This is a genomic window from Ursidibacter sp. B-7004-1 (genome assembly GCF_053654055.1).
Genome location: NZ_JBSIUP010000031.1, coordinates 1 through 25,307, shown reverse-complemented (window position 1 = coordinate 25,307; position 25,307 = coordinate 1). Strand labels below are relative to the sequence as shown.

Here is a 25,307-nt window from a genome sequence, read left to right as displayed (position 1 = left end):
TGCACAACTTATCACTAAACTCAAGGAAATTTTTCAAATAAATCAAGCTGATCTCGATTTTGGGATCTACCGCATACTCAATTCCCGCTCGGCAGAAATTCAACAATTTTTAGAAATCCAATTACCCAGAAAAATTCAAACAGCAATCCAAGATTTCAATCAAGAAACCGCCGTTTATAACCACCTTTACACCTTCTTTTCCCGTTATTACGACAACGGTGATTTTATTAGCCAACGCCGTTATAAAAATGACACCTATGCCATTCCTTATTCGGGTGAAGAAGTAATGCTACATTGGGCAAATAAAGACCAGTATTACACCAAATCAGGCGAAAATTTCAGTAATTACGCTTTCCATTTACCAAACGGTAAAAAGGTGCAATTCCGTTTAATTGAGGCCGATACAGCAAAAGATAATCGCAAAGATAATGATCAAACCCGATTATTTGCCCTTGCCGAACCGCAAATTAAAATCGAATTAGATGAAAATGGCGATGAAATTCAAACGGATATTTTACCTATTGAAGAATTAGGTGATGAATTGATTATCCGTTTTGAATATAAAGCGGTGCAAAAAAAAGAAAAACAGGCAGATTATATTGATCAAGCGGTTATTTCCTTACAAAAGTTTGCATTTCAACATCAAGACTTTCAACAGCTTTTTGAATTAATGCCAACGGAAAAAGATCCGCAACGTACCTTAGTTAAAAAACATCTGCAAGATTACACCACGAAAAATACTGCCGATTATTTTATTCATAAAAATCTCGGAAAATTCTTAAATCAAGAACTGGATTTTTATATTAAAAACGAAGTAATGAATTTAGATGATATTCAACAAGAAACCACATTCTCGATTATTGAACAAAATCTAAATTTAATTAAAGTTTTAAAAACTATCGGGCAGGAAATAATCGCTTTCCTTGCACAATTAGAAGATTTCCAAAAGAAATTATGGCTGAAAAAGAAATTTGTGGCAGCTTGCCATTATTTAATTACGCTCGATCATTTATCTGAAAATTTAATTGAACAGGCCCTACAAAATCCAAAACAGCTGGAGCAATGGAAAGCCTTATTTAATGTCGATGCAAGCGGTGCGATAGCATCAGAATTTTGCAAAAATCAACCGCACTTAGTGGTGGACACCTCGCTTTTTGATGCCGAATTTCAAGCAAAAGTATTAAGAGAAATTGATAATTTAGACGAACAAACAGACGGTTTGCTAATTCATTCCGATAACTTCCAAGCGTTGAATTTATTACAAGAAAGATATAAAGAACAGGTGAAATGTATTTATATTGATCCGCCGTATAATACAAATGCGTCTGAGATTATTTATAAAAATGGATATAAGCATTCTAGTTGGAATAGCTTGATTGAAAATAGAGTATCTATATCTAAAAAGCTATTGTGTGATAATGGTTTTTTTGCGGGTACTATTGATTATGCTGAGTTATTTGGGTTTGGTAAAATACTTGACTATAATTTCGGTGAAGATTCTAGAATTGGTATTGTATCTATTTTGATAAATCCAAAAGGAAGACAACATGAAAGATTTTTTTCTGCTTCTTCCGAATATATGTTGGTATATACTCCCAATCCAAAGGAATCTAGATTTAATCAAACTACTATTGATGAAGAAAAATGTAAAAGTTTTGATTTAATTGATGAGAATAATGGAAAAAGATATAGATTAGATGATTTTGCTAGAATTAGAAGTAGTACATTGAGAAAAGAAAAACCGAAATTCTTTTATCCTATTTTTGTAAATAGTAATCTAGATATTATCTCTCTAAAACATTTTGACAACAGTATTGCCGTTTATCCAATAGATAATAATGGAGTAGAGTATTCGTGGAAAGTCATACCAGAAACATTTGAAGAAAATAATAAAAATGGGATTTATGTCGCTAAATATACTAATAATGGAATTAGGATATTTAATAAGTTTTATGAACAGCAGGTTTTCCAAAATATTTGGAGCGATAAGAAATATTACCCAGAGTTTAATGGGACAAACTTACTTAAAAACATATTAGGTGAAAATAAATTTTCTTATCCAAAATCAGTGTATGCCATCATGGATTATGTAAAAATAACAGCTCAAAAATCAGACATAATCCTCGACTACTTCGCAGGCTCAGGTACAACCGCCCACGCTGTAATTAACCTAAATCGCGAAGATAACGGTAAACGCAAATATATCCTTGTGGAACAAGGCGAATATTTTGATACTGTTTTAAAACCACGAGTGCAAAAAGTTATTTACAGCGAAAAATGGAAAGATGGCAAGCCAGAGCAAGGCGACAAAGGCTATAACGGCGTTTCCCAAATCGTTAAAGTATTAAAACTGGAAAGCTACGAAGACACGCTCAACAACCTTGAACTCAGAAAACCCGTTCAAGATTTAGCCGATCTCGGTTTATCGGAAAGCGTACAAAACGACTATCTATTGCACTATATGTTAGATGTGGAAAGCAAAGGCAGTTTGCTTAATACCCAAGATTTCCAAAAACCTTTTGATTATCAGCTTAACATCGCCACCAGCTCGGCAGGGGCATATCAACCGCAACGCATTGATTTAGTGGAAACTTTTAACTATTTAATCGGCTTGCGTGTGGAGCAGATTGATGACAAGCGAGAAAAAGGCATTGTGAGTGTGATAGGTAAATTACCAAACGGAGAAAAAGCCTTTATTTTATGGCGAGATATGGAAAAAATCGGCTATGACGAATTAAACCGTTATTTAGACAGCCGTTCCATTAAAGCAGGCGACAGTGAATTTGATCTGATTTATATCAACGGTGATCACAATATTCCAACAGTATTTGCAGACAATGATGACGTAGTAAAAACCTTAAAAGTGCGGTCGATTGAAAGCGAATTTTTGGGAATGATGTTTGGGTAACTTCTTAAGAAATAGATTATTTTCTTCGTAATTGTAATCTGCCAAATCTCCCCTAACCCCTCTTTGCTAAAGAGGGGGACTTTATCGAAGTGAATGATAATTCATCACAAAACTTTAGAATTGTTTTAAAGAGCTTTGATAATAAAATTTAAGATGAACAAATTCCCTCTTTGCCAAAGAGGGAACTTTATCGAGGTGAATGATAATTCATCACAAAACTTTAGAATTGTTTTAAAGAGCTTTGATAATAAAATTTAAGATGAACAAATTCCCTCTTTGCTAAAGGGGGAACTTTATCGAAGTGAATGATAATTCATCACAAAACTTTAGAATTGTTTTAAAGAGCTTTGATAATAAAATTTAAGATGAAAAAATTCCCCTCTTTAGCAAAGAGGGGTTAGGGGAGATTTGGCAGGAGAAAATAATGAAAAGAGAGATAAAATAGACCACATATAAAAAAGGAAAACACTATGCCACGCACTTTTCATCAAGATCTCATTCTAAATCAATGGGTATTATCCCTATTTAACCAACAGGATCTCGCCCAATTTAAACAACGCCTTGGCGATAAAGAAGGTATTAACCAAGATGGGCAAAGCCAGTATTTTCACGCATTACAATGGCAGCTTTTTGATAGCGATAAAATATCCGTTACGGATTTACGCCGTTACGATTTAAATATCGTACAACATTGGCAACAAATTACTGAACAACGCAATAAAATCGAAGGGCATATTTTAAATTTAAAATATTTCCAATATCTTTCCCTATTATTTAGCGAAATTTATTTAGATTATTATTTTAATCATACGGATAAATTATTAAATGAACTTAACGAACAATTAAGTTTGCATTTAATTTTAGATAAAAATGCACCTGAATTTCAGCCATATAAAATAGAAGATTTAAATAAAATTGCTTTTTGGAACGCCACCGGCAGCGGTAAAACCTTGTTAATGCACGTCAATATTTTGCAATATTTGCATTATGCCAAAAATAAAAGAGATCTGACTGTTTTTGTGATTACCCCAAATGAAGGGTTGTCAAAACAACATTTAGAAGAGTTTTATCAATCAAATTTTTCTGCAGTGATTTTTGATAAAAATAAAGGTATTCAAACGAGCGGATTATTTAACGATATTCAAATTATTGAAATCAGTAAACTTGCCGATAAAGATGGTGATAGCACCGTTGCAGTGGAAAGTTTTAGCTCAATGAATAAGTTGGTGTTGGTAGATGAAGGGCATCGTGGTTCATCGGGTAATGAATGGCTCGCTCGCCGTCAAAAATTGATTGGCATAGAAGGCTTTGCCTTTGAATATTCGGCAACCTTTGGGCAGGCGGTGAGAGATCGTAAAACCATTGCGGATATGGAGCAGGAACTTCGCAAGAAAAAGAATAAATTATTGCCTGAAAAAGTATCTACAAAACAGCTTCACTCTATTCCGCTAAGCTATGAAGAATTACGCCAAGCACGACAAATGTCGGTCTTTGAAAGCTATGCGAAATGTGTGCTATTCGATTACTCCTATAAATTTTTCTATCAAGACGGCTACGGTAAAGAGAGCTTAATTCTCAATATGAAAGCGGAAGATTATGAAAATACGGAAAATTTACGCAAATATTTTACTGCTTGCTTGTTGTCCTTTTATCAACAGCAATATCTATTTACAAAAAATCAGCCGAAACTTACCGCTTACAATTTAGAAAAACCACTTTGGATTTTTGTGGGTAATACGGTAAATACGGAAGATAGCGATATTCTGCAAGTTATTCAATTATTTGACTTTTTCTTAAATCCGAAAAATCGCACTATGGTCAATACTTGGCTGGCGGAATTGGTGGAAGATAAAACTACATTATTAGATAGCAAAGGTAATGCGATTTTTAAACATCGTTTTCATTATTTGAGTGAATGGAAAGGTAATATTGACGGGCTTTATCTGGATATTCTGCAAAAAGTCTTTAATGCTGAAAGTTCGCAAACTTTACGATTAAGTAACATCAAAAAAACGGCTGGCGAAATCGCATTAAGTGTGGGTAATTCGCCCGCATTTGGTGTGATTAACGTAGGGGATACGCAAGCGTTGATGAAAGAGGCGGGAAATTATCCCGAGCTACATTTCAGCCAAGATGAATTTTCAGTCGGTCTATTTAGCACTATCAACAAAAAAGAGAGCAGTATCAATTTGTTGATCGGTTCACGCAAGTTTACTGAAGGTTGGTCAAGCTGGCGAGTTTCTACAATGGGCTTACTGAATATGGGGAGAGGTGAAGGTTCGCAGATCATTCAGTTGTTTGGACGTGGTGTGAGACTAAAAGGTGAAGATTTTTCCCTAAAACGTACCGCTAGACCACCAAAAGGTTTGGGATTAGATAAATTGGAAACCTTAAATGTATTTGGTATCAAAGCTGATTATATGCAGAAATTCCGCGAATATTTGCAAGAAGAAGGTGTGAATACAGAAGAAACTTTGCAGGTAGAATTTGCTGTCGCAAAAAACCTGCCGAAAACGGTGCAGCTTAAAACCTTACGCTTAAAAGAAGGCTATAAAGATAATCAAAAACTGGGCTTTAAACGCCAAAGAAAAGTAGAGCTTTACTATATTCCTAAGGAATATCAGGGAAAAATGAAACCGATTTTAGCGGTAATGGATCTCTATCCAAAATTGGAAGCCTTAAGCACCACAGGCATTCGTAAATCACTCAATGATGAACGCCTTGAAGTGAAACTCAATCCGCAAGCTATCGCCTTTTTTGATTGGGATAAAATCTATTTAGACATTCAACAATACAAAATGAGCCGTACTTGGTCGAATTTACAAGTGAGTCTGAAAGGGCTACGACATTTTGTGGAAAGTAACAAAGATTGGTATTGTTTATTTGCTCCACAGTCTGTTGTAAAAATTCAAACCTTTGCGGATATTGAAAAACAGCAAGACATTTTAATTGAATTGTTAAAACGCTATACAGAACAGTTTTACAACCGTTTAAAAGCGGCTTACGAAAATCAATTTTTTGAAACAGCTTATGTGACAGAAGAAAACGGTTCGTTATTGGATAAATATCAATTTGAATTAAGAGAAGATCCAGAAGTTGACCGAGAAAGTGCGGTGAAAAAATTGGAAGAGTTATCTACTTTAATTCGTGAACATAAAATTGATGAAGCAATGCAAATGCCGATGCCGTTTAATGAACTGAAAATGATCTGCTTTAAACCGCATTTATTTACGCCGTTGCTGCATTTAGAAAAAAGTACGGAAGATTTCCCGATCAAATTGTCGCCATTGCCACTTAATGCTGAGAGCGAACGACAATTTATTACGGATTTAGAAAATGCAGAAAAAAGTGGAAAACTCACCGCTTGGCTTGGTGGAAAATCGCTTTATTTAATGCGAAATGCGGATCGCAAAGAAAAAGGCTTGGGATTTGCTCTTGCGGGTAATTTTTATCCTGATTTCTTATTGTGGGTGGTGGATCATCAAAGTGGTAAACAATGGCTGAATTTTATCGACCCGAAAGGTATTCGCAATATGGATAAAACCGATCCAAAATTTGGGTTGTATCAAGAAGTGAAAACCTTACAGGAAAAAATCAACGACCCGAATTTAATTTTAAATAGTTTTATTTTATCAATCACAAAATATGAAGATTGGATCAACATCGATCAAACTGTAGAAGAACTGGCGGAGAAACATATTTTGTTTATGGATAATGAAGATTATTTAGTGCAACTATTTGAACGAATGGAATAAAAATGAACATCACCCCTTATCACGCACGTTATTTTGCCAATGAATTGATTTGTCGCCGTACGGACGATAATCGCCTTTCTCAATCACTGTTTGATGCCAAGGTAGATCTCAATCCGCATCAAATTGATGCGGCACTATTTGCGTTGAAAAATCCGTTGCAAGAAGGTGTATTGCTTGCCGATGAAGTGGGTCTGGGTAAAACCATTGAAGCAGGTCTTGTGCTTTGCCAAATGTGGGCGGAGCGTAAGCGGGATTTATTGATTGTTTGCCCAGCGATTTTGCGTAAACAATGGGCGAATGAGCTGTATGAAAAGTTTGATTTACCGACTTTGGTTGTCGATAAAACGGTAGTTAATCAGGCAATGAAGGGAGCTAGCGGTGCGAAATTACTGAATTTTTGCAAAAGTCAAATTGGGCGAAAAGTGCTGATTGTATCGCATCAATATGCCACGAAAGAGATGAATACCTTTAAACAATTTGATTGGGATTTTGTCGTTATTGATGAAGCACACAAAATGCGTAATGCCTATAAAGCCGATAATAAAATGGGACAGGCGATGCGTAAAGCCTTTGGTGGTAAGCGGAAATTGCTACTCACTGCAACACCGCTACAAAATTCTTTGATGGAGCTTTATGGTTTATCAACGCTATTAGATGAGCATATTTTCGGTGATCGCAAATTCTTCCAGCGGGAATTTGTACGTCGTGGTAATTTGCCTGAACTGAAAAGCAGAATGGCAACCTTTGTGAAACGTACGCTGCGTAAAAATGTATTGGAATATATTCGTTATACAGAACGTAAAACATTCACCCAAGAATTTACGCCAACGGATAGCGAGCATTTGTTATATCAACAAATTTCCGAATTTTTACGCAAAGAGAGCAGTTACGCCTTACCGAAAACACACAAACATTTGACCGCACTTATTTTGCGAAAATTGTTAGCATCTAGCCCGCTTGCGGTGCTTGGCACATTACAAGCCATTCATAGCCGGTTACTTGCTCTTCAACAAGCCCGAGACTTGCCTGAATTTGAGCTGTTTGATGGCGAAGACCTTACTGCAGAAGACATTGAAATTGATGAGTTAGAGCAAGAAGAAGGCGAGGAAAGTGTTGTAGAAGAACTGAATAAAACGGCACTGGCAAGAGAAATTGCAGAAATCGAAAGTTTTATTGCATTGGCAGAAAGTTTGACTGTGGATAGTAAAGTGATTGCTTTGCTCACCGCCTTGCAGACAGGTTTTGAGAATATGGCTGCGTTAAATGCACCACAAAAAGTGATTATTTTCACAGAGTCGGTACGGACGCAGCGGTATCTGTTCCGATTTTTACAGGAAAATGGCTATGACAATAATGTGGTGATGTTTAGTGGAACAAATAATGATCCACAAGCACTGGAAATTTATCAAAACTGGCTGGTAAAAAATGCAGGATCACTGAAAGTGACTGGGTCGGTTGATGTAGATAAACGTACGGCATTGATTGAACATTTTAGAGATGCTGCTCAGATTATGATTGCTACGGAAGCGGCAAGCGAAGGGGTAAATCTACAATTCTGTTCGTTGCTGATTAACTACGATCTGCCTTGGAACCCTCAGAGAGTAGAGCAACGAATTGGGCGTTGCCACCGTTATGGGCAGAAATTTGATGTGGTGGTAATCAACTTCCTAAATAAACGTAACAAAGCCGATCAACGTGTATTAGAGTTACTGACGGAAAAATTTAAACTGTTCCAAGGTGTGTTAGGTGCATCTGATGAAGTTTTAGGCGAAATTGAAAGTGGTGTCGATATTGAAAATTGGATTGCTAAAATTTATGCCACTTGCCGAACGGAAGAGGAAATTCAACAAGCCTTTGATGAATTACAAGCTAAATTTGCCAACCAAATTAGTGACCGATTACAAGAAACGAAAAATGCGTTAGTCGATAGTTTTGATCAATCTGTATTGGCGCGTTTAAAAGTGATGACGCAAAATCGCTTAAATGAAATGGAGTACTGGTTTTGGTCATTAAGTCGCTTTGCTTTAGGTAATAAAGCCCAATTTAACCAACAGGATTGGTATTTCATACTACAAGATTGTCCACAAGTTGGTATACCACTAGGACGATATTTACTGCCACGAAAAGAGCGTAATCCACATATTGAAGGTTATGAATATCGCTTAAATCATCAGTTAGGTGAATGGTGCATTGAACAGGGCTTACAGTGCGTTACACCTGATGCGACATTAGCATTTGATTATAGCTCTTATCCGGAAAAAATCAGTATGCTTGAGGGTTATCAAGGTAAATCAGGCTGGTTGCGTTTGGATAAAATCCTCGTGCAATCCAGTGCCGAAAACCAAGAGCGTTTGCTATTTACCGTTTGTGATGAACAGGGAAATATCATTGATGCAGAATTTGCACAAAAACTTTTTTTACTTTCGGCAGATGTGCAAAATTCTGCACCAAACACACCGCTTACCTTTAAGCAATTAAATCAATCGGAGTTAGAAAAAGCGAAATCTCAAATTCAGCAAGAAAACAATGCGTTGTTAATGGATAAAATTCGCCAAATTACAGCTTGGGCTAAAGACCAAATGCAGTCTGCGGAAGATGAAATTGCTGAGATTAAAGCAGAACTTCGTGAGAAAGAAAAACAATCTGCATTAGCCGATAATATTGAGCAACAAATTGAGTTACAAGAAGAGATTGCTAAATTGCGTAAAGCTCTACGCAAAGCACGCAATGAACTGGACGATGTGCAAGATGAGATTGCTGCACAAGAAACCGCATTATTGAGAGAATTAAAGGCAAAGGTAGCCCAAAATATGACAGATGAAAAGCTATTTGAACTTCATTGGAGATTAGTATGAGTTTTGATAGAAATAAATTCGGAAAAGTAACCTAATTTGTTTGTTTATATACTGGAAATCGATAAAGCAATAAGGAGTATTAGTCAGAGAGAACGATTTCAAGTATAATCCCCTCCAATATCAAGGCGATTTGTCGCCTTTTCTTTTTTGGAGCGAATTATGTCAAGAGAATTTAAACGTAGCGACCGTGTCGCACAAGAATTGCAAAAAGAGATTGCGATTATTTTACAACGAGAAGTGAAAGATCCAAGAATTGGTATGGTAACGGTGTCTGACGTGGAAATTAGCCGTGATTTAGCCTATGCCAAAGTGTTTGTGACTTTTTTATTTGATAATGATGAAACGGCAGTTACTCGTGGCTTAGAAGGGTTAAATAATGCATCGGGTTATATTCGTAGCTTAGTTGGTAAAGCAATGCGTTTGCGTATCGTACCTGAATTAAAGTTCTTCTACGATCAATCCCTTGTGGAAGGAATGAGAATGTCAAATTTAGTAACGAACGTGATCCGTCAAGATCAAGCTCGCCACAACGACGAGGAATAATTGTGTCTAGACCTAAAAAGAAAGGACGTGATATTCACGGTGTCTTTTTATTGGATAAGCCAGAAGGTGTTAGCTCTAATGACATTATGCAAAAAGTCAAACGTTTATTCCGAGCGAATAAAGCAGGGCATACTGGGGCATTAGATCCACTGGCAACAGGAATGTTACCCATTTGTTTAGGTGAAGCAACCAAGTTCTCTCAATTCTTATTGGACTCAGATAAACGCTATCGTGTTACCGCAAAATTAGGTGAAAGAACCGATACATCAGATGCGGAAGGGCAAATCGTACAATCTCGCCCAGTCAATGTTAATGAGCCAGAGATCCTAACTGCTCTTGAACAGTTTCGAGGCGATATTTTACAAGTACCAACAATGTTTTCCGCATTGAAACATCAAGGCAAACCGTTGTATGAATATGCTCGTGCGGGTATTACGGTAGAGCGTGAAGCCCGCCCGATTACCATCTTTGAACTACAATTTATTGATTATCAAGCCCCATTTTTAACATTGGAAGTGCATTGTTCAAAAGGTACTTATATTCGTACTTTAGTTGATGATTTGGGCGAAGTATTAGGTTGTGGTGCACACGTTACCGTATTAAGAAGATTAACGGTGGCAAATTATCCTAACGATCAAATGCTAACTATTGATGAGTTGCAAAAAATTGCAGAAATGCAACCGCTTGGTGAGTTTGCTGATACTCTTTCTTTACCTATGGATAACTATTTACTTCCGATGGATAGTGCAGTTGATTGTTTGCCTATTTTAAATTTAAGCCTTGAGCAGACTAAAGCGGTCGGTTATGGTCAAAGAGTGAAATTTGAAAATACACAAAAACTTTACGGGCAAGTACGATTATATTCTGACCAGCAACAATTTTTAGGCGTGGCAGAAGTGGATATAAATAATGTTATTCGCCCAAGTAGAATGGTAAATAATTGACATTCTGAAGCATAAAGAGGAAATAATGATGTCGAATATATTTCGTTTATTATCGGTAACAGTAATAAGTTGTCTCATACTAGTTAGTTGTTCAAATAAGAAACATTATGATGAGTTGGTTTTAGATGAAACTTATACAAAGCCACGAACACTTGCTAATTTTAATGATTACATCGCCTTTCTAAAGAAAAAAGCAGCTGGGGCAGGTGTATCGGATAAAACATTAAATAACCAAATGGGGATTAACTATATAACAAGGGCTGTTGAGCTAGATCAACAACAAGCAGCTAAAAAACGTGATCCTAATTTACCTCCTCCTCCACCCAACCCAAATGGAGTCACTAATTACTTAAATAAAGTGCTAACTCAAGCGAAAGTAAATATAGCTGTAGATCGTTGGTGGAAATATCAACCTCAGCTTGAAAAAGCGAGCCAAAAATATGGCGTACAAAAAGAGTATTTAATGGCACTATGGGGTATGGAGAGTAGTTTTGGACGTTATCAAGGTAATTTTGATGTACTTTCTGTTTTAGCTACATTAGCGTTTGATGGACGCCGAGAGAAACTATTTACGCAAGAATTTGTTAATGCAATGAAAATGTTAGATAGTAATACTATTTCTCGCAATGAAATGAAAGGCTCTTGGGCTGGAGCAATGGGACAAACTCAATTTATGCCAACATCTTATTTAAAATATGCTGCAGATGGCAATAATGATGGCAAAAAAGATATTTGGAAGAATGAATATGATGCTTTTGCCTCTATTGCTAGCTATCTTTCCACAGTTGGTTGGGATAAAAAACTACCTTGGGGAGTTGAAGTGAAATTGGCAAAACCGATTGATATGGTATTTTCTGGTATTGAACTACATAAAGCTAAAAGTCTAGTGGAATGGCAAACTTTAGGTATTCATTTGGCTTACCCTAATGGCCAAGAAGTTGAAAAATTAGCAAAACTAAATAATGCAAAATTATGGCTGGTTCGCCCTAATCGAGAAGTTGGTAGAGCATTCTTAGTATCAAATAATTTCCGCACGATTTTAGATTGGAATAAATCAAATAATTTTGCTATTAGCATTGGTAAATTTGCAGATCGAATTTTATTGGGAGTTCAATAAATTAGGACAATATCCCCTACCCTTGAGGTAGGGGATTTAGGTGATCTTTGATTAAAGGGCTTAATAGGCAAAGGGGATTACAACCCTGCTTTTAAACTTGCTTCAATAAAACGATCTAAATCGCCATCTAATACAGCTTGAGTATTACGGTTTTCAACGCCTGTACGTAAGTCTTTAATACGAGAATCATCAAGTACATAAGAGCGAATTTGGCTACCCCAACCGATATCGGATTTACTTTCTTCCATCGCTTGTTTTTCCGCATTTTTCTTCATCATCTCCATTTCATATAACTTCGCTTTAAGCTGTTTCATTGCTTGGTCTTTATTTTGATGTTGAGAACGTCCATTTTGACATTGTACGACAATACCTGATGGCATATGCGTAATTCGTACCGCAGATTCCGTTTTATTAACGTGCTGACCACCTGCACCAGAGGCACGATAAACATCAATACGCAAATCGGCAGGGTTAATTTCAATTTCAAAATTATCATCAACTTCAGGATAAACGAAAGCCGCACTGAAAGAAGTATGGCGACGGTTATTAGAATCAAATGGACTTTTTCTCACAAGACGATGAATACCTGTTTCTGTGCGTAGCCAACCAAACGCATACTCACCAGAAACCCGAATTGTTGCAGATTTGATACCTGCTACATCACCGTCAGACACTTCCATTAACTCGGTTTTAAAGCCTTTACTTTCAGCCCAGCGAAGATACATTCGCAAGAGCATTTCAGTCCAGTCTTGTGCTTCAGTTCCCCCTGAACCAGCTTGTAAATCGACATAACAATCGGCAGCATCGTGTTGCCCACTAAACATTCTACGGAATTCTAAATTTGCTAATTTGTCTTCTAATCCGTCCGCTTCTTGTTGTGCTTCTTGGAAAGTTGTTTCATCTTCGGCTTCAATAGCTAATTCAATTAACCCTTCTACATCTTCGATACCTTGCTCAAGACTTTTGATTGTATTAACCACTAATTCTAATGCAACACGTTCTTTACCCAATGCTTGAGCTTTTTCAGGATCGTTCCAAACATCAGGTTGTTCTAATTCTGCATTGACTTCTTCTAGTCTCTCAACTTTCAGATCAAAGTCAAAGATACCCCCGAAGTGTTTCGGTACGTTGTGCCATATCGGCTAATTGTGATTTGATTGGATTTAGCTCAAACATTGTTTTTCCTATCTAATATGATTTTAAAAGTGGCATTATAGCGAAATTATAGAGGATGGAAAATAAGCGGGATTGTTGGCATACAATGCTTGGTATTTTCAATATAAAAGCCAAGCGCAAACTGTCTATCAACATTCGACGAATATCGTGAATGGTGTGTGGTAAATCGTGGTGAGTTTTTCAGAAAACAAGTTTCTAAATATAAACCAAAAGTAATTGTTTGTACTGGGATTTCTGAAGTAAATCGCTTTGTGTCATTTTTTACAGGGGAAATTAATTTTACCTATTCAGATAATACTGATCTAAAAATTGCTTATGCACAATTTGAAGATACGTTGATTTGTGTATGTCCATTTTTTTTGGTGGAGCATCAGGAATTAACTCATACGAGAAAATGGAAATTCTTGTAAAAGACATTCAGAAAAAATTAGCTTTAGAAGAACGGTATTAATTATTCTAGAAAAGATGATGTATTTCAGGTGTAATGGATAAAAAAGGTTGCTGATTTATCATTACACCTTTAAGGATTATTTTTATATGAAGGATAATTATGCCAAAAAATCTGATAATTTATTTCATTTCACATACTACTACCGAAAAGTCATCATACAAGCGGTGAGAATTCAGTATTTTTTTGCAAATATTTAAACGTTCTTTATTTGTTGAATATTTTTGCCAAATTTCTTGGCGTTGTGATTGGGAAATGTAATCACTAAAACCATCAGAGCAAAGTAATAAACTTTCGCCTTTTTCTAATTTAAATTGGGTACAATGAATTTTAAAATCTGTAAACTCAAAATCTGCAACAATATAATCAGACAACATTGAATAAATAGAGGCATAATCAATATTTTGATCTGTAATACCTTCAGCTTCCATTTCCGCAAGCATAATATGATCAACGCTTAATTGTTTCCATTCGCCAGAAAGGGTGATTTTATAAGCTCGGCTGTCGCCTACGTTTAATATTTTCCCTTTACCCGAACAGGATATTTCCGCTCCCACAAAAGTGGTTGATGATCCGAAATCGCAATGATACAGCAATTCAGATTTTACTGATCTTAGCCATTGACTATTTAAGCCTTGGCACTTTGAAAGTGCATCCATTATAAATCGGCTGGCTCGTTGTGGTGTTGGACTGCTAGAAATACCGTCTGCGACACCTAAAAAGAGCGGTTCAGACTCCACGCAAATTGTTTCTGCATTTTTTAATTTATATTGAAATACTTCCAAACCATTAAATAATGCATCTTGATTATGTTGTTTGTTTGATCCAAATTTTTGACAAAATGTAATATTCCACACTGCTATAATTTTCCTTATTCCATTTGTTCTAAATTTTTTTCAATTGCTTGATAAATACGATCTCTCATCCATCTACTCATTAAATTTCCCCAAACATAGGGGCGAGGTTTATTAAATGCGGTAATTTTGACTTCTTGTGGTTTAGTATATATTTTCTTAAATTTAGAAAATTTAATTAAAGAACAATCAAAACTATATTTATTCTTGGCAAAATCAATAAAGGATTGAGAATACATTTTTTGCCATTTTAAAATGATTTTTTCAAAATTTTCTGATTTTTTATCGTTAATTACACAATAAAGTAACCCACGTTTTGTTGAAATTTCTAGTAATGAGCAATGTAATTTATCTTGTAAGTATCGTGCTAAATTAAGTGAGCTATGTTCTGCTTTTTCTTCTTTATGTTGAATTCCATTAGGATAAATAAACACTTTTTCATACTCTTGATATTCAAGCCATAAACTATTTAGTTCAATATGCGATTTTTCTTCTTTCTTTGTTTGTGCCTTATAAAATACCGCTTTATCTAGTAAATAATCGGTAATTTCTTGCCAATTTTTATAATCGACACCAAAATGCAAATGCTCACCTTCAAATGTTTCTACGCCATTTTTTAAACGATCATCAATTAGGAATTCTCCTTTATTCAGATTTTTATGGTGGCTTAAAATTAAGCGTTTATATAATACTGTGCCGAAATATTTTTGGATCCATAATACTTTATCTGACCACGCAGTTGGGTTATTCCAAGGGGCTGTGGAAAGTGCGTAAATATCATAATGTTCTGCGAGTTTATGCACCGCTTCAACAGCCCCCTTGATTGGTTTCATTTTGCTAAAAATATTTGGGGCTTCGTCATAATTTCCCCGATAAGTTTCTCGGGTTTCAATATCTAGGGCTGCAATGCCACTTTGGAAATTGACTAACACATTATCCATATCAATATATAAAATCGGTTTATTCATTTTGTTTCTCCTTCTTTTTTGATATGAATAATATAATGAGATAAGCGACAATTAGTGTCGCGATAAACTTATCATTAACTGATGGTAACCAAAGGTCGATGTTGAATAAAAACTAAAAATCTATATTTTAGTCTTAAAAGATTAATCAACTACTCTTATTCTTGGAGTAACAGATCAATCTGCATTAATGCTTCTAACGCTCCCATTTCTAAACTTAAAAAATGCATTTTAGGCACTCCAGCATCAAGTGGATTTATACGGATAAAACCTGCTTTTTTTGCTTTTGCTGTACGTTCAGAAAAATAACGTACTGTTGGAACAGATTTTCCTGCACCCAGTTCAATTATCACTAAATTTGTTGCTTCAGCTAACCATTGATTTAAACGCAATTTTTGCCATTGGTAAAACTTCTCAGCAAAGAACCAATCATTAAACATCATTACATTTTGACGAGCAAGACCATTGCACCACGGACATTTCGGCGGTTCGCTCGTCATTCTACATTGTGTGTTATTTACTGTTGGTTTAAAATTTTCTGCCTCCCAGCTATCGCCTTTACAGTTAGATTGGCATTGTAGGCGATGAATTGTGCCATGAATTTCGTAAATCCTTTTGGGATCAAAACCTGCTTTTTGAAATTGCCCATCCACGTTACTGGTGTAAACAAAATAGCCGAGCGGTTTTGTTTCTGCCCATTGTTTTAAAATAGCATAACCTTGATGTGGCTCAGCTTCGCGATATTGAATAAGGCGATGAGCGAAAAACCAGTAGCCAATTTCAGGGTTATTCTGATAAACCGCTGGTGTAGCAAGTTGCTCAAAGCCAATTTTTTTATCTGCAAGAGGAGGATAAGCATTCCAAAGCCCACCTGAACTCCGAAAATCAGGTAGTCCCGAATCCACACTCATTCCTGCACCTGCGGTAATTAAAATACCATCGGCTTTTTTAATTAACTCTGCAGCATAGTGAAGATCATTTTTCATCTTTGTTCTCCGATTTGTGATTCAAGTTGTTGAGCGAGATTCCTCGCCCTTACTCGTTGCTTAGCATAAGCGTGGATGCTTATGCATCTTAATTAGCTAATCTGTTTCAACACCGCTTCCACAAATTTTGGAACAATTTCTGTGGCTTTACCATAACGAGCGGTTTTAAATTCGGAAGCTTTTTCGCTTTTCTCAAGATTTAGCTCAATCGTGCCTGCTCCCCACGCATTCGCTTCTTTCACAAAATTCGCTGCTGGATAAACATTGCCCGATGTACCAATAGAAATAAAATAATCGCATTCACTTAACGCTTGATAAATACGCTCCATCTCAAATGGCATTTCACCAAACCAGACAATATGCGGACGAAGTTTTCGTGGCTGCTGACAACAAGTACAATGATCGGTATTTTTGATATCTTTTTCCCAGTCATAGACCTTATCTGAATATACACAGCGAGCTTTGAGCAATTCACCGTGCATATGAATAATATTTTTCGAACCTGCACGTTCGTGTAAATTATCGACATTTTGCGTAACTAACAGGAAATTTTCACCTAATTTTTCTTCCAATTTTGCAAGTGAAATATGGGCTGCGTTAGGCTGAATTTGTGGGTCAAACAATTTACGGCGGCGTTCGTTGTAGAACTGCTGCACCAATTCAGGATTACGCATAAAGCCTTCAGGCGTGGCGACATCATTAATCGGGTGATTTTCCCATAATCCGTCAGACGCTCGGAAAGTTTGAATACCTGATTCAGCAGAAATCCCCGCACCTGTTAATACGACAATTTTAGGTAATTTTTTTGTCATAGTTTGCTCCTATTTTTCTTGATATAAATTCACTAATTCAGGGTGTTGCAAAATAGCTTTAATAATTTTAGCTTGAAATTTGAAAGTAGGTTCTCATTTTTATATCCCCATTATTTCTGTTTGCAATAGCATAATAAAGTTAATTGCGACAAATAGTGTCGTAAACAAGTTTTTGTTAATTTATCACTCATTAGTATATTTTTTACATTATTAAACATACTATATAGCAGAAAATAAGCGGTTAGATTTGCTTGATTTTTTGTAAAAAATTGGTTCGAGATTGCTATAATTTAGATCATATTTTTGACCTTATTATTTATCTTTGGAGAAGTTACGATGTCTTTACGTCCTAAAAATGCAGAAGTAACAGGATTTCAATTAGCTCTGTTACGCCAAGTACCTAAAAATAGGTATGTTTCGGCAGAAGAAATTCGACAAAAGTTATCACAAGATGGCATAGAGCGTAGCCTTAGAACTATTCAACGCAATTTAGATCAGCTAAGTGAGCAATTTGATATCGAACGAGATATGCGTAATAAGCCTTATGGATATAAATGGAAAGTTAATGCAAAAGGGATTGATTTACCTATATTAAGCGAACAGCAATCACTAGTATTGATTTTGGCAGAACAACACTTAAAGCATTTATTGCCTGCAAATATTATGCAATCAATGAAACCTTTTTTTGAACACGCTCATCGACAACTTGAACAAGATAGTAATCAAAGTAAAAAACTTGCTCGACAGTGGTTATCAGACAAAATAGCTAGCACACCAACAAGTATGCCGCTCATTCCTGCAAAGATAAATACAGAGGTGTTTAATGCGGTCAGTATTGCTTTATATCAGAACCATTGGTTAAAAATAGAGTATAGAAATCAACATAATCGCATATCAAAATCTAATGTAATGCCGTTAGCTATTGCACAGCAAGGGGCAACGACTTATTTAATTGTTCGTTATGAAGGGTATGAAAATAATCGTTTATTAGCATTGCACCGTATTCAAAAAGCAGAGTGTTCGACAATGACATTTAATCGCCCAAAAGATTTTAATTTGACCGATTATTTAGATAGTGGGTATTTAGGATTTGGGACAACAGGTAATAAAGTTCGATTAACTTTTTCAATTAGCCAATCTGCAGGATTTCATTTAACTGAAACACCATTATCTAAAGATCAAAAAATTTTAGAGCAGTCTGAAGAACACTACCGAATTCAAGCAACAGTGGCGGAAAATGATATGTTAGATTGGTGGATTCGGCGTTTTGGTGAGGATATTTGGGATATTGAGAAAAATGTGATTTAAGATTTTCTGAATTGTATTTTTATTCTTGAAAATATATGCGACATAACTTGTCGTATGGAGAAGTATTATTGGTATTGGAAAATAGATAAGGAGTAAGATATGAGCCAATACCAAGTAAAACCTATTGTAACCTTATATGCCGAATCGTTAATGCTTGAGATTTTATGTGAGCATAACTATATGAAAAAAATGTTAGACGATTGGCGTGATGAAAATATCCGTAATGGGTTAGGTCTTCCTGAAGAACTTCAATCTAGAGAGCCTGAAGATCAAGATATTATTAAGGAATTATTGACAGGGCGTTGGGCGAGTATTCAATCTCAAACCACTGAAAATTCAGTGCAATTTGAGACCGCTTATCGTAATTTGGACAAATTAGCACAGATCATTGGTCTCAATGAGAATGAAAAAGCCGTATTTCGCTTAGCGTTACATCTAAGAGCGGAAAGTCCATTGAAAGAACTATTTGAATGCTTACCTAAGAAAGATCTCAATGCTACTGTGGATTTTTTCTCTACATTACTCAAAATCCCTCGTAAAACCTTATTCCCAATTTTAAGTAAAAAGGGGAAATTATTAAGTTATGGTGTTTTAGAGCGTAGCCATTACCCTGATAGAGTGAATGAGTTTATTCAATGGGGTGATACTTTAGATTTTGATGATTTTATGGTTGTACCATTGACGGAGCTACAACTGTTACAACGCTGTATTGCTCCTACGATTGAACCAACATTATCTTTAGCACAATTTGAATACCTTGATAGTATGAAAGAGATGTTACTTGATTATCTCTCTCTTGTTATTAAACAGCGTAAAAAAGGTGCGAATATTTTACTTTATGGTTTACCTGGTACGGGTAAAACGGAGTTTGCAGTCTTATTAGGTAAAGAATTAGGACTTCAGACCTACACGATGGCATATATGGATGAAGATGGCGATACATTAAGTGGTAGAAGGCGTTTAGAAAATTGTCGTTTGGCACAACGTTTACTAAGTGAAAAGCAAGGGTTAATTATATTTGATGAAGTAGAAGATGTGTTCAGCAGTTCTATATTCTCAACCTCTGTTGCTCAGGATCATAAAGCGTGGGTGAACCAATTTTTAGAAACGAATGAAAATCCGATGATCTGGATTTCTAACTCGGTAAATTGTATTGATAACGCATATTTACGCCGTTTTGATTTGATTTTTGAGATGCCTAACTTATCTATAAAACATAAAGAAAAACTTATTTATGAATTAGTTGGGGATAAATTATCGCCTGAATATATTGAACATTTTGCTCAAGTTGAAGCATTATCCCCTGCCGTTATTCAACGAGGATTATCTGTTTGTTCTCAATTATCACATAACGAACAACCTGAGTTCTTTGCAGAAAGAGCTTTAAAGGTTTTCAATCAGACTTTAACCGCTCAAGGCTATAAAAAAATTGAGCCATTAAAAGTTGGTAGTAATATAGCGTATAGTTTGGATTGGATAAATTGTAGTAGTAATATTCATAAAATTAGCGAAGGACTAAGAAAGACAAAGCAAGGACGTATTTGTTGCTATGGACCGCCTGGTACAGGAAAAACAGCGTGGGCAAATTGGCTAGGTAAGAGCTTGGGAATGAAAGTCTTATTAAAACAAGGTTCAGATTTACTTTCACCTTATGTTGGAGAGTGTGAGCGAAATATTGCTCGGGCTTTTAAGCAGGCACAAGATAACGATATGTTGCTCATTTTTGATGAAGTAGATACATTTTTATTTGCTCGAGCAGAGGGGCAAAGAAGTTGGGAGCATAGTATGGTTAATGAGATGCTAACTCAAATAGAACGTTTTGAAGGCTTACTTGTGGTTTCAACGAATTTGATGAGCGGTTTAGATCCTGCTGCTTTACGCCGTTTTGATCTCAAGCTACAGTTTGATTACTTAACTTCATCTCAGCGACAAGCTTTCTCACAACAACAAGCGGTTAGATTAGGGCTAAATTTTACCAATGACCAACTCAAAGAGATTGAAAAATTTGTACTTTTAACCCCTGGTGATTTTGCAGCTGTGGAACGCCGTCACCGTTTTTATCCTTTTGAAAAAGTTAGTGATTGGATTGACGCATTAGCGAATGAATGTAAATTAAAACAAGGAAAAGTTACTCGAAGAATTGGTTTCTAAAAATGGATAAGGCTCTGAATTTCAGAGCCTTGTTAGTTAGATAAGCGAGATTAAAGTGCTTTTAAAATATCATCAACACGCTCTTTGGCATCACCAAATAGCATTTGAGTATTTTCTTTAAAGAAGAGTGGGTTTTGCACGCCTGCGTAGCCCACCGCCATAGAGCGTTTGAAGACGATAACGTTTTGAGCTTTCCAAACTTCTAATACTGGCATTCCTGCAATTGGGCTATTTGGATCGTCCATTGCTGCTGGGTTTACTGTATCATTTGCACCGATAACTAACACAACATCTGTATCAGCAAAATCATCATTGATTTCATCCATTTCTAATACGACATCGTAAGGTACTTTCGCTTCAGCTAATAATACGTTCATATGTCCTGGTAAGCGACCTGCAACAGGGTGAATACCAAAGCGGACATTAACACCACGATCACGCAATTTTTGAGTGATTTCAGCAACAGGGTATTGTGCTTGAGCCACTGCCATTCCATATCCTGGTGTGATGATCACAGAGCTTGCATTTTTCAACATTTCTGCTACTTCTTCAGCAGTAGTTTCACGATGTTCACCTTGTTCTTCATCTGAGCTAACTTGGATATCATTACCAAATCCACCTGCAATCACACTAATAAATGAGCGGTTCATCGCCTTACACATAATGTAAGAGAGAATTGCCCCTGAAGAACCGACTAATGCCCCAGTTACGATCAATAGGTCATTGCTTAACATAAAACCAGCTGCAGCCGCTGCCCAGCCAGAATAAGAGTTTAGCATTGAAACAACAACTGGCATATCTGCACCACCAATTGAGGCAACTAAATGCCAACCAAAAGCAAGTGCAATCGCAGTCATAATCAACACTGGGAAGATATTATCTGGGTGATTTACAAAAATCACCATTAAAATTGCAGAAATAACTAGTGCGGCTAAATTGAGTTTATGGCGATGTGGCAACATTAACGCTTTTGAATTGATTTTGCCGTTTAGTTTACCAAAGGCAACAACTGAGCCAGTAAATGTTACTGCACCGATGAAGATACCAAGAAATACTTCTACATTATGAATTGTTGCTAATTTAGCCTGTTCAGCCATAAATAATGCTTGAGCGGCAGCATCTAAATTTTCTGGCATTACGGCATCGTGATGTAAACCATAGCTGTTGAAACCAACTAATACAGCCGCTAAACCTACAAAACTATGTAAAATAGCAACAAGTTCTGGCATTTCGGTCATTTCAACTTTTAATGCTTTACGAACACCGATAAATCCACCAATTGCCATTGCAATTAAAATGAAAATAGTCCCTTTGGATTCTGGTCCAAAGATAGTGGCAACAAGGGCGATAGTCATACCCACGATTCCATACCAACAACCAGCCTTGGCGGTTTCGTGTTTAGAAAGTCCCGCTAAACTCATAATAAAGAGAAGAGCTGCGATGATATAAGCAGCTTGTACTAAACCTGAAGATAACATTGCTTTCTCCTTAACCTTTTCTGAACATTGCAAGCATACGTTGAGTGACTTTGAATCCACCAAAGATATTGATACTTGCGACTAAAATGGCGATAAACGCTAAAATACTGATGAAGAAACCACCTTGTGCAATTTGTAATAAAGCACCAACAATAATAATGCCAGAAATTGCATTCGTTACTGCCATTAGTGGTGTATGTAAGGCGTGGCTAACATTCCACACAACATAATATCCGACAACGCAAGAAAGTACGAATACGGTAAAGTGTGAAAGGAATGCTGCTGGAGCAACAGATGCTAACCATAGGAATAGCACACCAGCTAAAGCAAATAAGCCATATTTGATACGAGGATCAGCTGGTTTTTCTTCTTTTTTCTCAACAGGAGCTGCCGTTTTTTGTTGTGGTTGTGCCGATACCTTAATCGGTGGTGCAGGGAAAGTAATTTCGCCTTCTTTTACTACGGTAACACCACGTAAGACTACATCTTCAAAATCAATATTGATCTTACCGTCTTTCTCTTTACAAAGTAACTTGAGTAAATTAACCAAGTTAGTACCGTAAAGTTGAGAAGATTGTGTTGGTAAACGGCTTGGTAAATCAGTGTAGCCAATGATTTTTACTTGATTGTCAGTAACAACCACTTCACCTGCTTTCGTTAATTCACAGTTACCGCCAGTCGCGGCTGCTAAATCAACGATAACACTACCTGGTTTCATTGATTCAACCATTTCTTTAGTAATAAGACGTGGAGCTGGTTTACCTGGAATTAACGCAGTGGTAATGATGATATCCACTTCTTTCGCTTGTTCAGCATAAAGTGCTAATGCTCTGCGGTTAAACTCTTCGGACATCACTTTGGCATAGCCATCACCACTGCCACCTTCTTCTTTGAAATCAATTTCAAGGAAACTTGCACCCATACTTTGCACTTGTTCTTTTACTTCTGGGCGAGAGTCGAACGCACGCACAATAGCACCTAAACTGTTTGCAGCCCCGATAGCCGCTAAACCTGCAACACCCGCACCGATAACAAGTACTTTAGCTGGTGGTACTTTACCTGCTGCGGTAATTTGTCCCGTAAAGAAACTGCCAAATTCGTGAGCAGCTTCAACTACTGCACGATAACCAGCAATGTTTGCCATTGAGCTTAATGCATCTAATGATTGAGCACGAGAAATACGAGGTACAGCGTCCATTGCTAATACATTGATTTTCTTCTCAGAAAGTTTTTTCATTAGCTCAGGATTTTGTGCTGGCCAAATAAAGCTAACTAGTGTAGCCCCTTCTTTGATTAACGCAATTTCAGTATCAGTTGGTGGATTTACTTTAAAAATAATATCCGCATTCCATACTGCTTGCGTATTACCAATAGTTGCACCTGCTTCTGTGAAGGCATTATCTTCAAAACTTGCTTTGAAACCAGCGTTTTTCTCAACGATAACATCAAAACCAAGTTTTAGGATTTGCTGAACAGTCTTAGGGGTTGCTGCCACACGACTTTCATTGTCCAGCAGCTCTTTTGGTATACCAATAAGCATAAAGACTCCTATATGATGAATAAAAAGTGATAAATAAAACTTGTAAAAGTTACATCAAATCAGACCGCTTATTTGGGTCTAAATTTAAAATAAAATCCTACTAACTTTATCATTTATTTTTATCAATAGGTGAAAAATTTCTAACTGAAAAGCAGATTATTTAATTTCTCTGATTTTCTTCTATGAAAATAAAATAATCCTTTGTCGTTGCAAGCCTTTTTTGCTATATTTGCACGCAATTTTTGCTCTAGTATCTGAGCATTCACCCTAATTTATAATTATTTACGGATTTTTATTATGTTTAAAAAATTTCTTGGGCTTTTCTCAAACGATCTTTCTATTGATCTCGGTACGGCAAATACTCTTATCTATGTAAAAGGGCAAGGTATCGTGCTTGATGAGCCTTCAGTGGTTGCAGTTCGTCAAGATCGTATTGGAACAAATAAGAGTATTGCAGCAGTGGGAGCAAGTGCGAAGTCAATGCTAGGACGTACTCCAAAAAGTATTGTTGCAATTCGCCCAATGAAAGATGGGGTTATTGCTGATTTCCACGTCACAGCAAAAATGTTACAGCATTTTATTAAGCAAGTGCATAGCAATAATTTTATGCGTCCAAGTCCTCGAGTATTGATTTGTGTACCAGCAGGTGCAACCCAAGTTGAACGTAAAGCAATTAAAGAGTCAGCAATGGGAGCTGGAGCAAGAGAAGTTTATTTAATTGAAGAGCCAATGGCAGCCGCAATTGGTGCTGGATTACCTGTTGATGAAGCGGCTGGTTCAATGGTAATTGATATTGGTGGTGGAACAACTGAAGTTGCAGTGCTTTCACTCAACGGTATCGTTCACTCTTCATCGGTGCGTATTGGTGGTGATAAATTTGATGAAGCAATAATTGCTTATGTTCGTCGTCATTTTGGCTCAGCAATTGGTGAAACAACAGCAGAAAGAGTGAAGAAAGAAATTGCGACCGCTTATATTCGTAATGATGATGAAATTCGTACAATGGAAGTTCACGGGCATAACTTAGCAGAAGGGGCTCCAAGAACTTTTACACTCACATCTAAGCAAGTATTAGAAGCTATTGAGCAACCATTAACGGGAATAGTTGAAGCTGTGAAAGGTGTTTTAGAGCAATGTCCACCAGAATTAGCTGCAGATATTTTTGAGCGTGGAATGGTTTTAACAGGTGGTGGTGCATTATTGCAAAATTTAGATGTATTATTAACGAATGCAACGGGAGTACCTGTAATTGTTGCAGAAGACCCGCTCACTTGTGTTGCTCGTGGTGGTGGTAAAGCCCTAGAGATGATTGATACTCACGGTGGTGATGTATTTAGTGATGATGACTAGTCATTCTGTCATCGAAATTGAAGTAAGTAAAATGGACAAGGTGGTGTACCACTGTTCATATCAGGTTATTAACAAAATTTGGGGGCTAATGTAATTAGCCCCTACGAGTATAGATAT

The 25,307-nt window shown here is 36.5% G+C and carries 16 protein-coding genes; 9 read left to right on the top strand and 7 right to left on the bottom strand.

Translation table 11 applies throughout. The features are described 5' to 3' along the window. Nucleotides 1-10: 10 nt before the first annotated feature. The 6 genes from ACWIW0_RS09795 (at nt 11) to ACWIW0_RS09770 (ending at nt 12,122) form a co-directional block, all read left to right on the top strand. The gene (locus tag ACWIW0_RS09795; protein ID WP_454453164.1) at nt 11-2,908 is read left to right on the top strand and encodes a site-specific DNA-methyltransferase; all 2,898 of its coding nucleotides are present in this window, start codon (nt 11-13) and stop codon (nt 2,906-2,908) included. 470 nt (nt 2,909-3,378) lie between these two features. Next, a complete protein-coding gene (locus ACWIW0_RS09790) occupies nt 3,379-6,663 on the top strand; it encodes a DEAD/DEAH box helicase family protein (protein ID WP_454453163.1) in 3,285 nt (1,094 codons plus the stop codon). Between the two features lie 2 nt (nt 6,664-6,665). Further along, nucleotides 6,666-9,518: an SNF2-related protein gene (locus ACWIW0_RS09785; protein ID WP_454453162.1), complete on the top strand. Its 2,853-nt coding sequence runs from the start codon at nt 6,666-6,668 to the stop codon at nt 9,516-9,518. A gap of 159 nt (nt 9,519-9,677) precedes the next feature. After that, entirely contained in the window at nt 9,678-10,061 is a 384-nt protein-coding gene (gene rbfA, locus ACWIW0_RS09780; RefSeq protein WP_454446328.1) for a 30S ribosome-binding factor RbfA, read from the top strand. Nucleotides 10,062-10,063: 2 nt separating this feature from the next. Further along, entirely contained in the window at nt 10,064-11,005 is a 942-nt protein-coding gene (truB, locus tag ACWIW0_RS09775; RefSeq protein ID WP_454453161.1) for a tRNA pseudouridine(55) synthase TruB, read from the top strand. Between the two features lie 25 nt (nt 11,006-11,030). Beyond that, the gene (locus tag ACWIW0_RS09770) at nt 11,031-12,122 is read left to right on the top strand and encodes a lytic murein transglycosylase (protein ID WP_454453160.1); all 1,092 of its coding nucleotides are present in this window, start codon (nt 11,031-11,033) and stop codon (nt 12,120-12,122) included. A 77-nt stretch (nt 12,123-12,199) separates the two neighbouring features. Here ACWIW0_RS09770 and prfB read toward each other — a convergent pair. The 5 genes from prfB to cobB all read right to left on the bottom strand — a co-directional run bounded on the left by prfB (nt 12,200) and on the right by cobB (nt 17,363). Further along, nucleotides 12,200-13,298, bottom strand: a protein-coding gene (gene prfB, locus ACWIW0_RS09765; RefSeq protein WP_454453159.1) for a peptide chain release factor 2 whose coding sequence is annotated in 2 segments (ribosomal slippage) — nt 12,200-13,222 and nt 13,224-13,298 — 1,098 coding nt in all. Because the reading frame shifts where the segments join, the coding sequence is not laid out codon by codon here. A 570-nt stretch (nt 13,299-13,868) separates the two neighbouring features. Beyond that, a complete protein-coding gene (locus ACWIW0_RS09760; protein ID WP_454453158.1) occupies nt 13,869-14,603 on the bottom strand; it encodes a PP2C family protein-serine/threonine phosphatase in 735 nt (244 codons plus the stop codon). A 14-nt stretch (nt 14,604-14,617) separates the two neighbouring features. Beyond that, on the bottom strand, nt 14,618-15,568 hold the full coding sequence (locus tag ACWIW0_RS09755; RefSeq protein WP_454453157.1) for a 5' nucleotidase, NT5C type: 951 nt from the start codon (nt 15,566-15,568) through the stop codon (nt 14,618-14,620). A 155-nt stretch (nt 15,569-15,723) separates the two neighbouring features. Beyond that, complete coding sequence (locus ACWIW0_RS09750; RefSeq protein ID WP_454453156.1) at nt 15,724-16,551, bottom strand: SIR2 family NAD-dependent protein deacylase; 828 nt, start codon at nt 16,549-16,551, stop codon at nt 15,724-15,726. Nucleotides 16,552-16,643: 92 nt separating this feature from the next. Next, nucleotides 16,644-17,363: a Sir2 family NAD+-dependent deacetylase gene (gene cobB / locus ACWIW0_RS09745; protein ID WP_454453155.1), complete on the bottom strand. Its 720-nt coding sequence runs from the start codon at nt 17,361-17,363 to the stop codon at nt 16,644-16,646. Between the two features lie 336 nt (nt 17,364-17,699). On the opposite strand from cobB, the gene ACWIW0_RS09740 reads away from it, so the two are divergent. Continuing rightward, complete coding sequence (locus ACWIW0_RS09740) at nt 17,700-18,671, top strand: helix-turn-helix transcriptional regulator (protein ID WP_454453154.1); 972 nt, start codon at nt 17,700-17,702, stop codon at nt 18,669-18,671. A gap of 99 nt (nt 18,672-18,770) precedes the next feature. Continuing rightward, nucleotides 18,771-20,822 carry an AAA family ATPase gene (locus tag ACWIW0_RS09735; protein WP_454453153.1) on the top strand — a complete coding sequence of 684 codons (2,052 nt, stop codon included), beginning with the start codon at nt 18,771-18,773 and terminating at the stop codon, nt 20,820-20,822. A gap of 50 nt (nt 20,823-20,872) precedes the next feature. On the opposite strand, the gene pntB is transcribed toward ACWIW0_RS09735, so the two are convergent. Both pntB and pntA read right to left on the bottom strand, forming a co-directional pair. Beyond that, nucleotides 20,873-22,300, bottom strand: coding sequence for a Re/Si-specific NAD(P)(+) transhydrogenase subunit beta (gene pntB, locus ACWIW0_RS09730; RefSeq protein ID WP_454447083.1), 1,428 nt, complete (start codon nt 22,298-22,300; stop codon nt 20,873-20,875). A 10-nt stretch (nt 22,301-22,310) separates the two neighbouring features. Then, the gene (gene pntA / locus ACWIW0_RS09725) at nt 22,311-23,840 is read right to left on the bottom strand and encodes a Re/Si-specific NAD(P)(+) transhydrogenase subunit alpha (protein WP_454453152.1); all 1,530 of its coding nucleotides are present in this window, start codon (nt 23,838-23,840) and stop codon (nt 22,311-22,313) included. Nucleotides 23,841-24,137: 297 nt separating this feature from the next. Between pntA and ACWIW0_RS09720 the strand changes: the two genes are divergently transcribed. Further along, nucleotides 24,138-25,190 (top strand): rod shape-determining protein, encoded by a 1,053-nt coding sequence (locus ACWIW0_RS09720; RefSeq protein ID WP_454447081.1) that lies wholly within the window; start codon nt 24,138-24,140, stop codon nt 25,188-25,190. The last annotated feature ends 117 nt before the right edge of the window (nt 25,191-25,307 follow it).

Excerpts from the sequence above, each read along its gene's own strand:
- ACWIW0_RS09790 (WP_454453163.1), top strand. The coding sequence starts at position 3,379 with ATGCCACGCACTTTTCATCAAGATCTCATTCTAAATCAATGGGTATTA.
- ACWIW0_RS09785 (WP_454453162.1), top strand. The coding sequence starts at position 6,666 with ATGAACATCACCCCTTATCACGCACGTTATTTTGCCAATGAATTGATT.
- rbfA (WP_454446328.1), top strand. The coding sequence starts at position 9,678 with ATGTCAAGAGAATTTAAACGTAGCGACCGTGTCGCACAAGAATTGCAA.
- ACWIW0_RS09770 (WP_454453160.1), top strand. The coding sequence starts at position 11,031 with ATGATGTCGAATATATTTCGTTTATTATCGGTAACAGTAATAAGTTGT.
- ACWIW0_RS09755 (WP_454453157.1), bottom strand. The coding sequence starts at position 15,568 with ATGAATAAACCGATTTTATATATTGATATGGATAATGTGTTAGTCAAT.
- ACWIW0_RS09750 (WP_454453156.1), bottom strand. The coding sequence starts at position 16,551 with ATGAAAAATGATCTTCACTATGCTGCAGAGTTAATTAAAAAAGCCGAT.
- cobB (WP_454453155.1), bottom strand. The coding sequence starts at position 17,363 with ATGACAAAAAAATTACCTAAAATTGTCGTATTAACAGGTGCGGGGATT.
- ACWIW0_RS09740 (WP_454453154.1), top strand. The coding sequence starts at position 17,700 with ATGTCTTTACGTCCTAAAAATGCAGAAGTAACAGGATTTCAATTAGCT.
- ACWIW0_RS09735 (WP_454453153.1), top strand. The coding sequence starts at position 18,771 with ATGAGCCAATACCAAGTAAAACCTATTGTAACCTTATATGCCGAATCG.
- pntB (WP_454447083.1), bottom strand. The coding sequence starts at position 22,300 with ATGTTATCTTCAGGTTTAGTACAAGCTGCTTATATCATCGCAGCTCTT.
- pntA (WP_454453152.1), bottom strand. The coding sequence starts at position 23,840 with ATGCTTATTGGTATACCAAAAGAGCTGCTGGACAATGAAAGTCGTGTG.
- ACWIW0_RS09720 (WP_454447081.1), top strand. The coding sequence starts at position 24,138 with ATGTTTAAAAAATTTCTTGGGCTTTTCTCAAACGATCTTTCTATTGAT.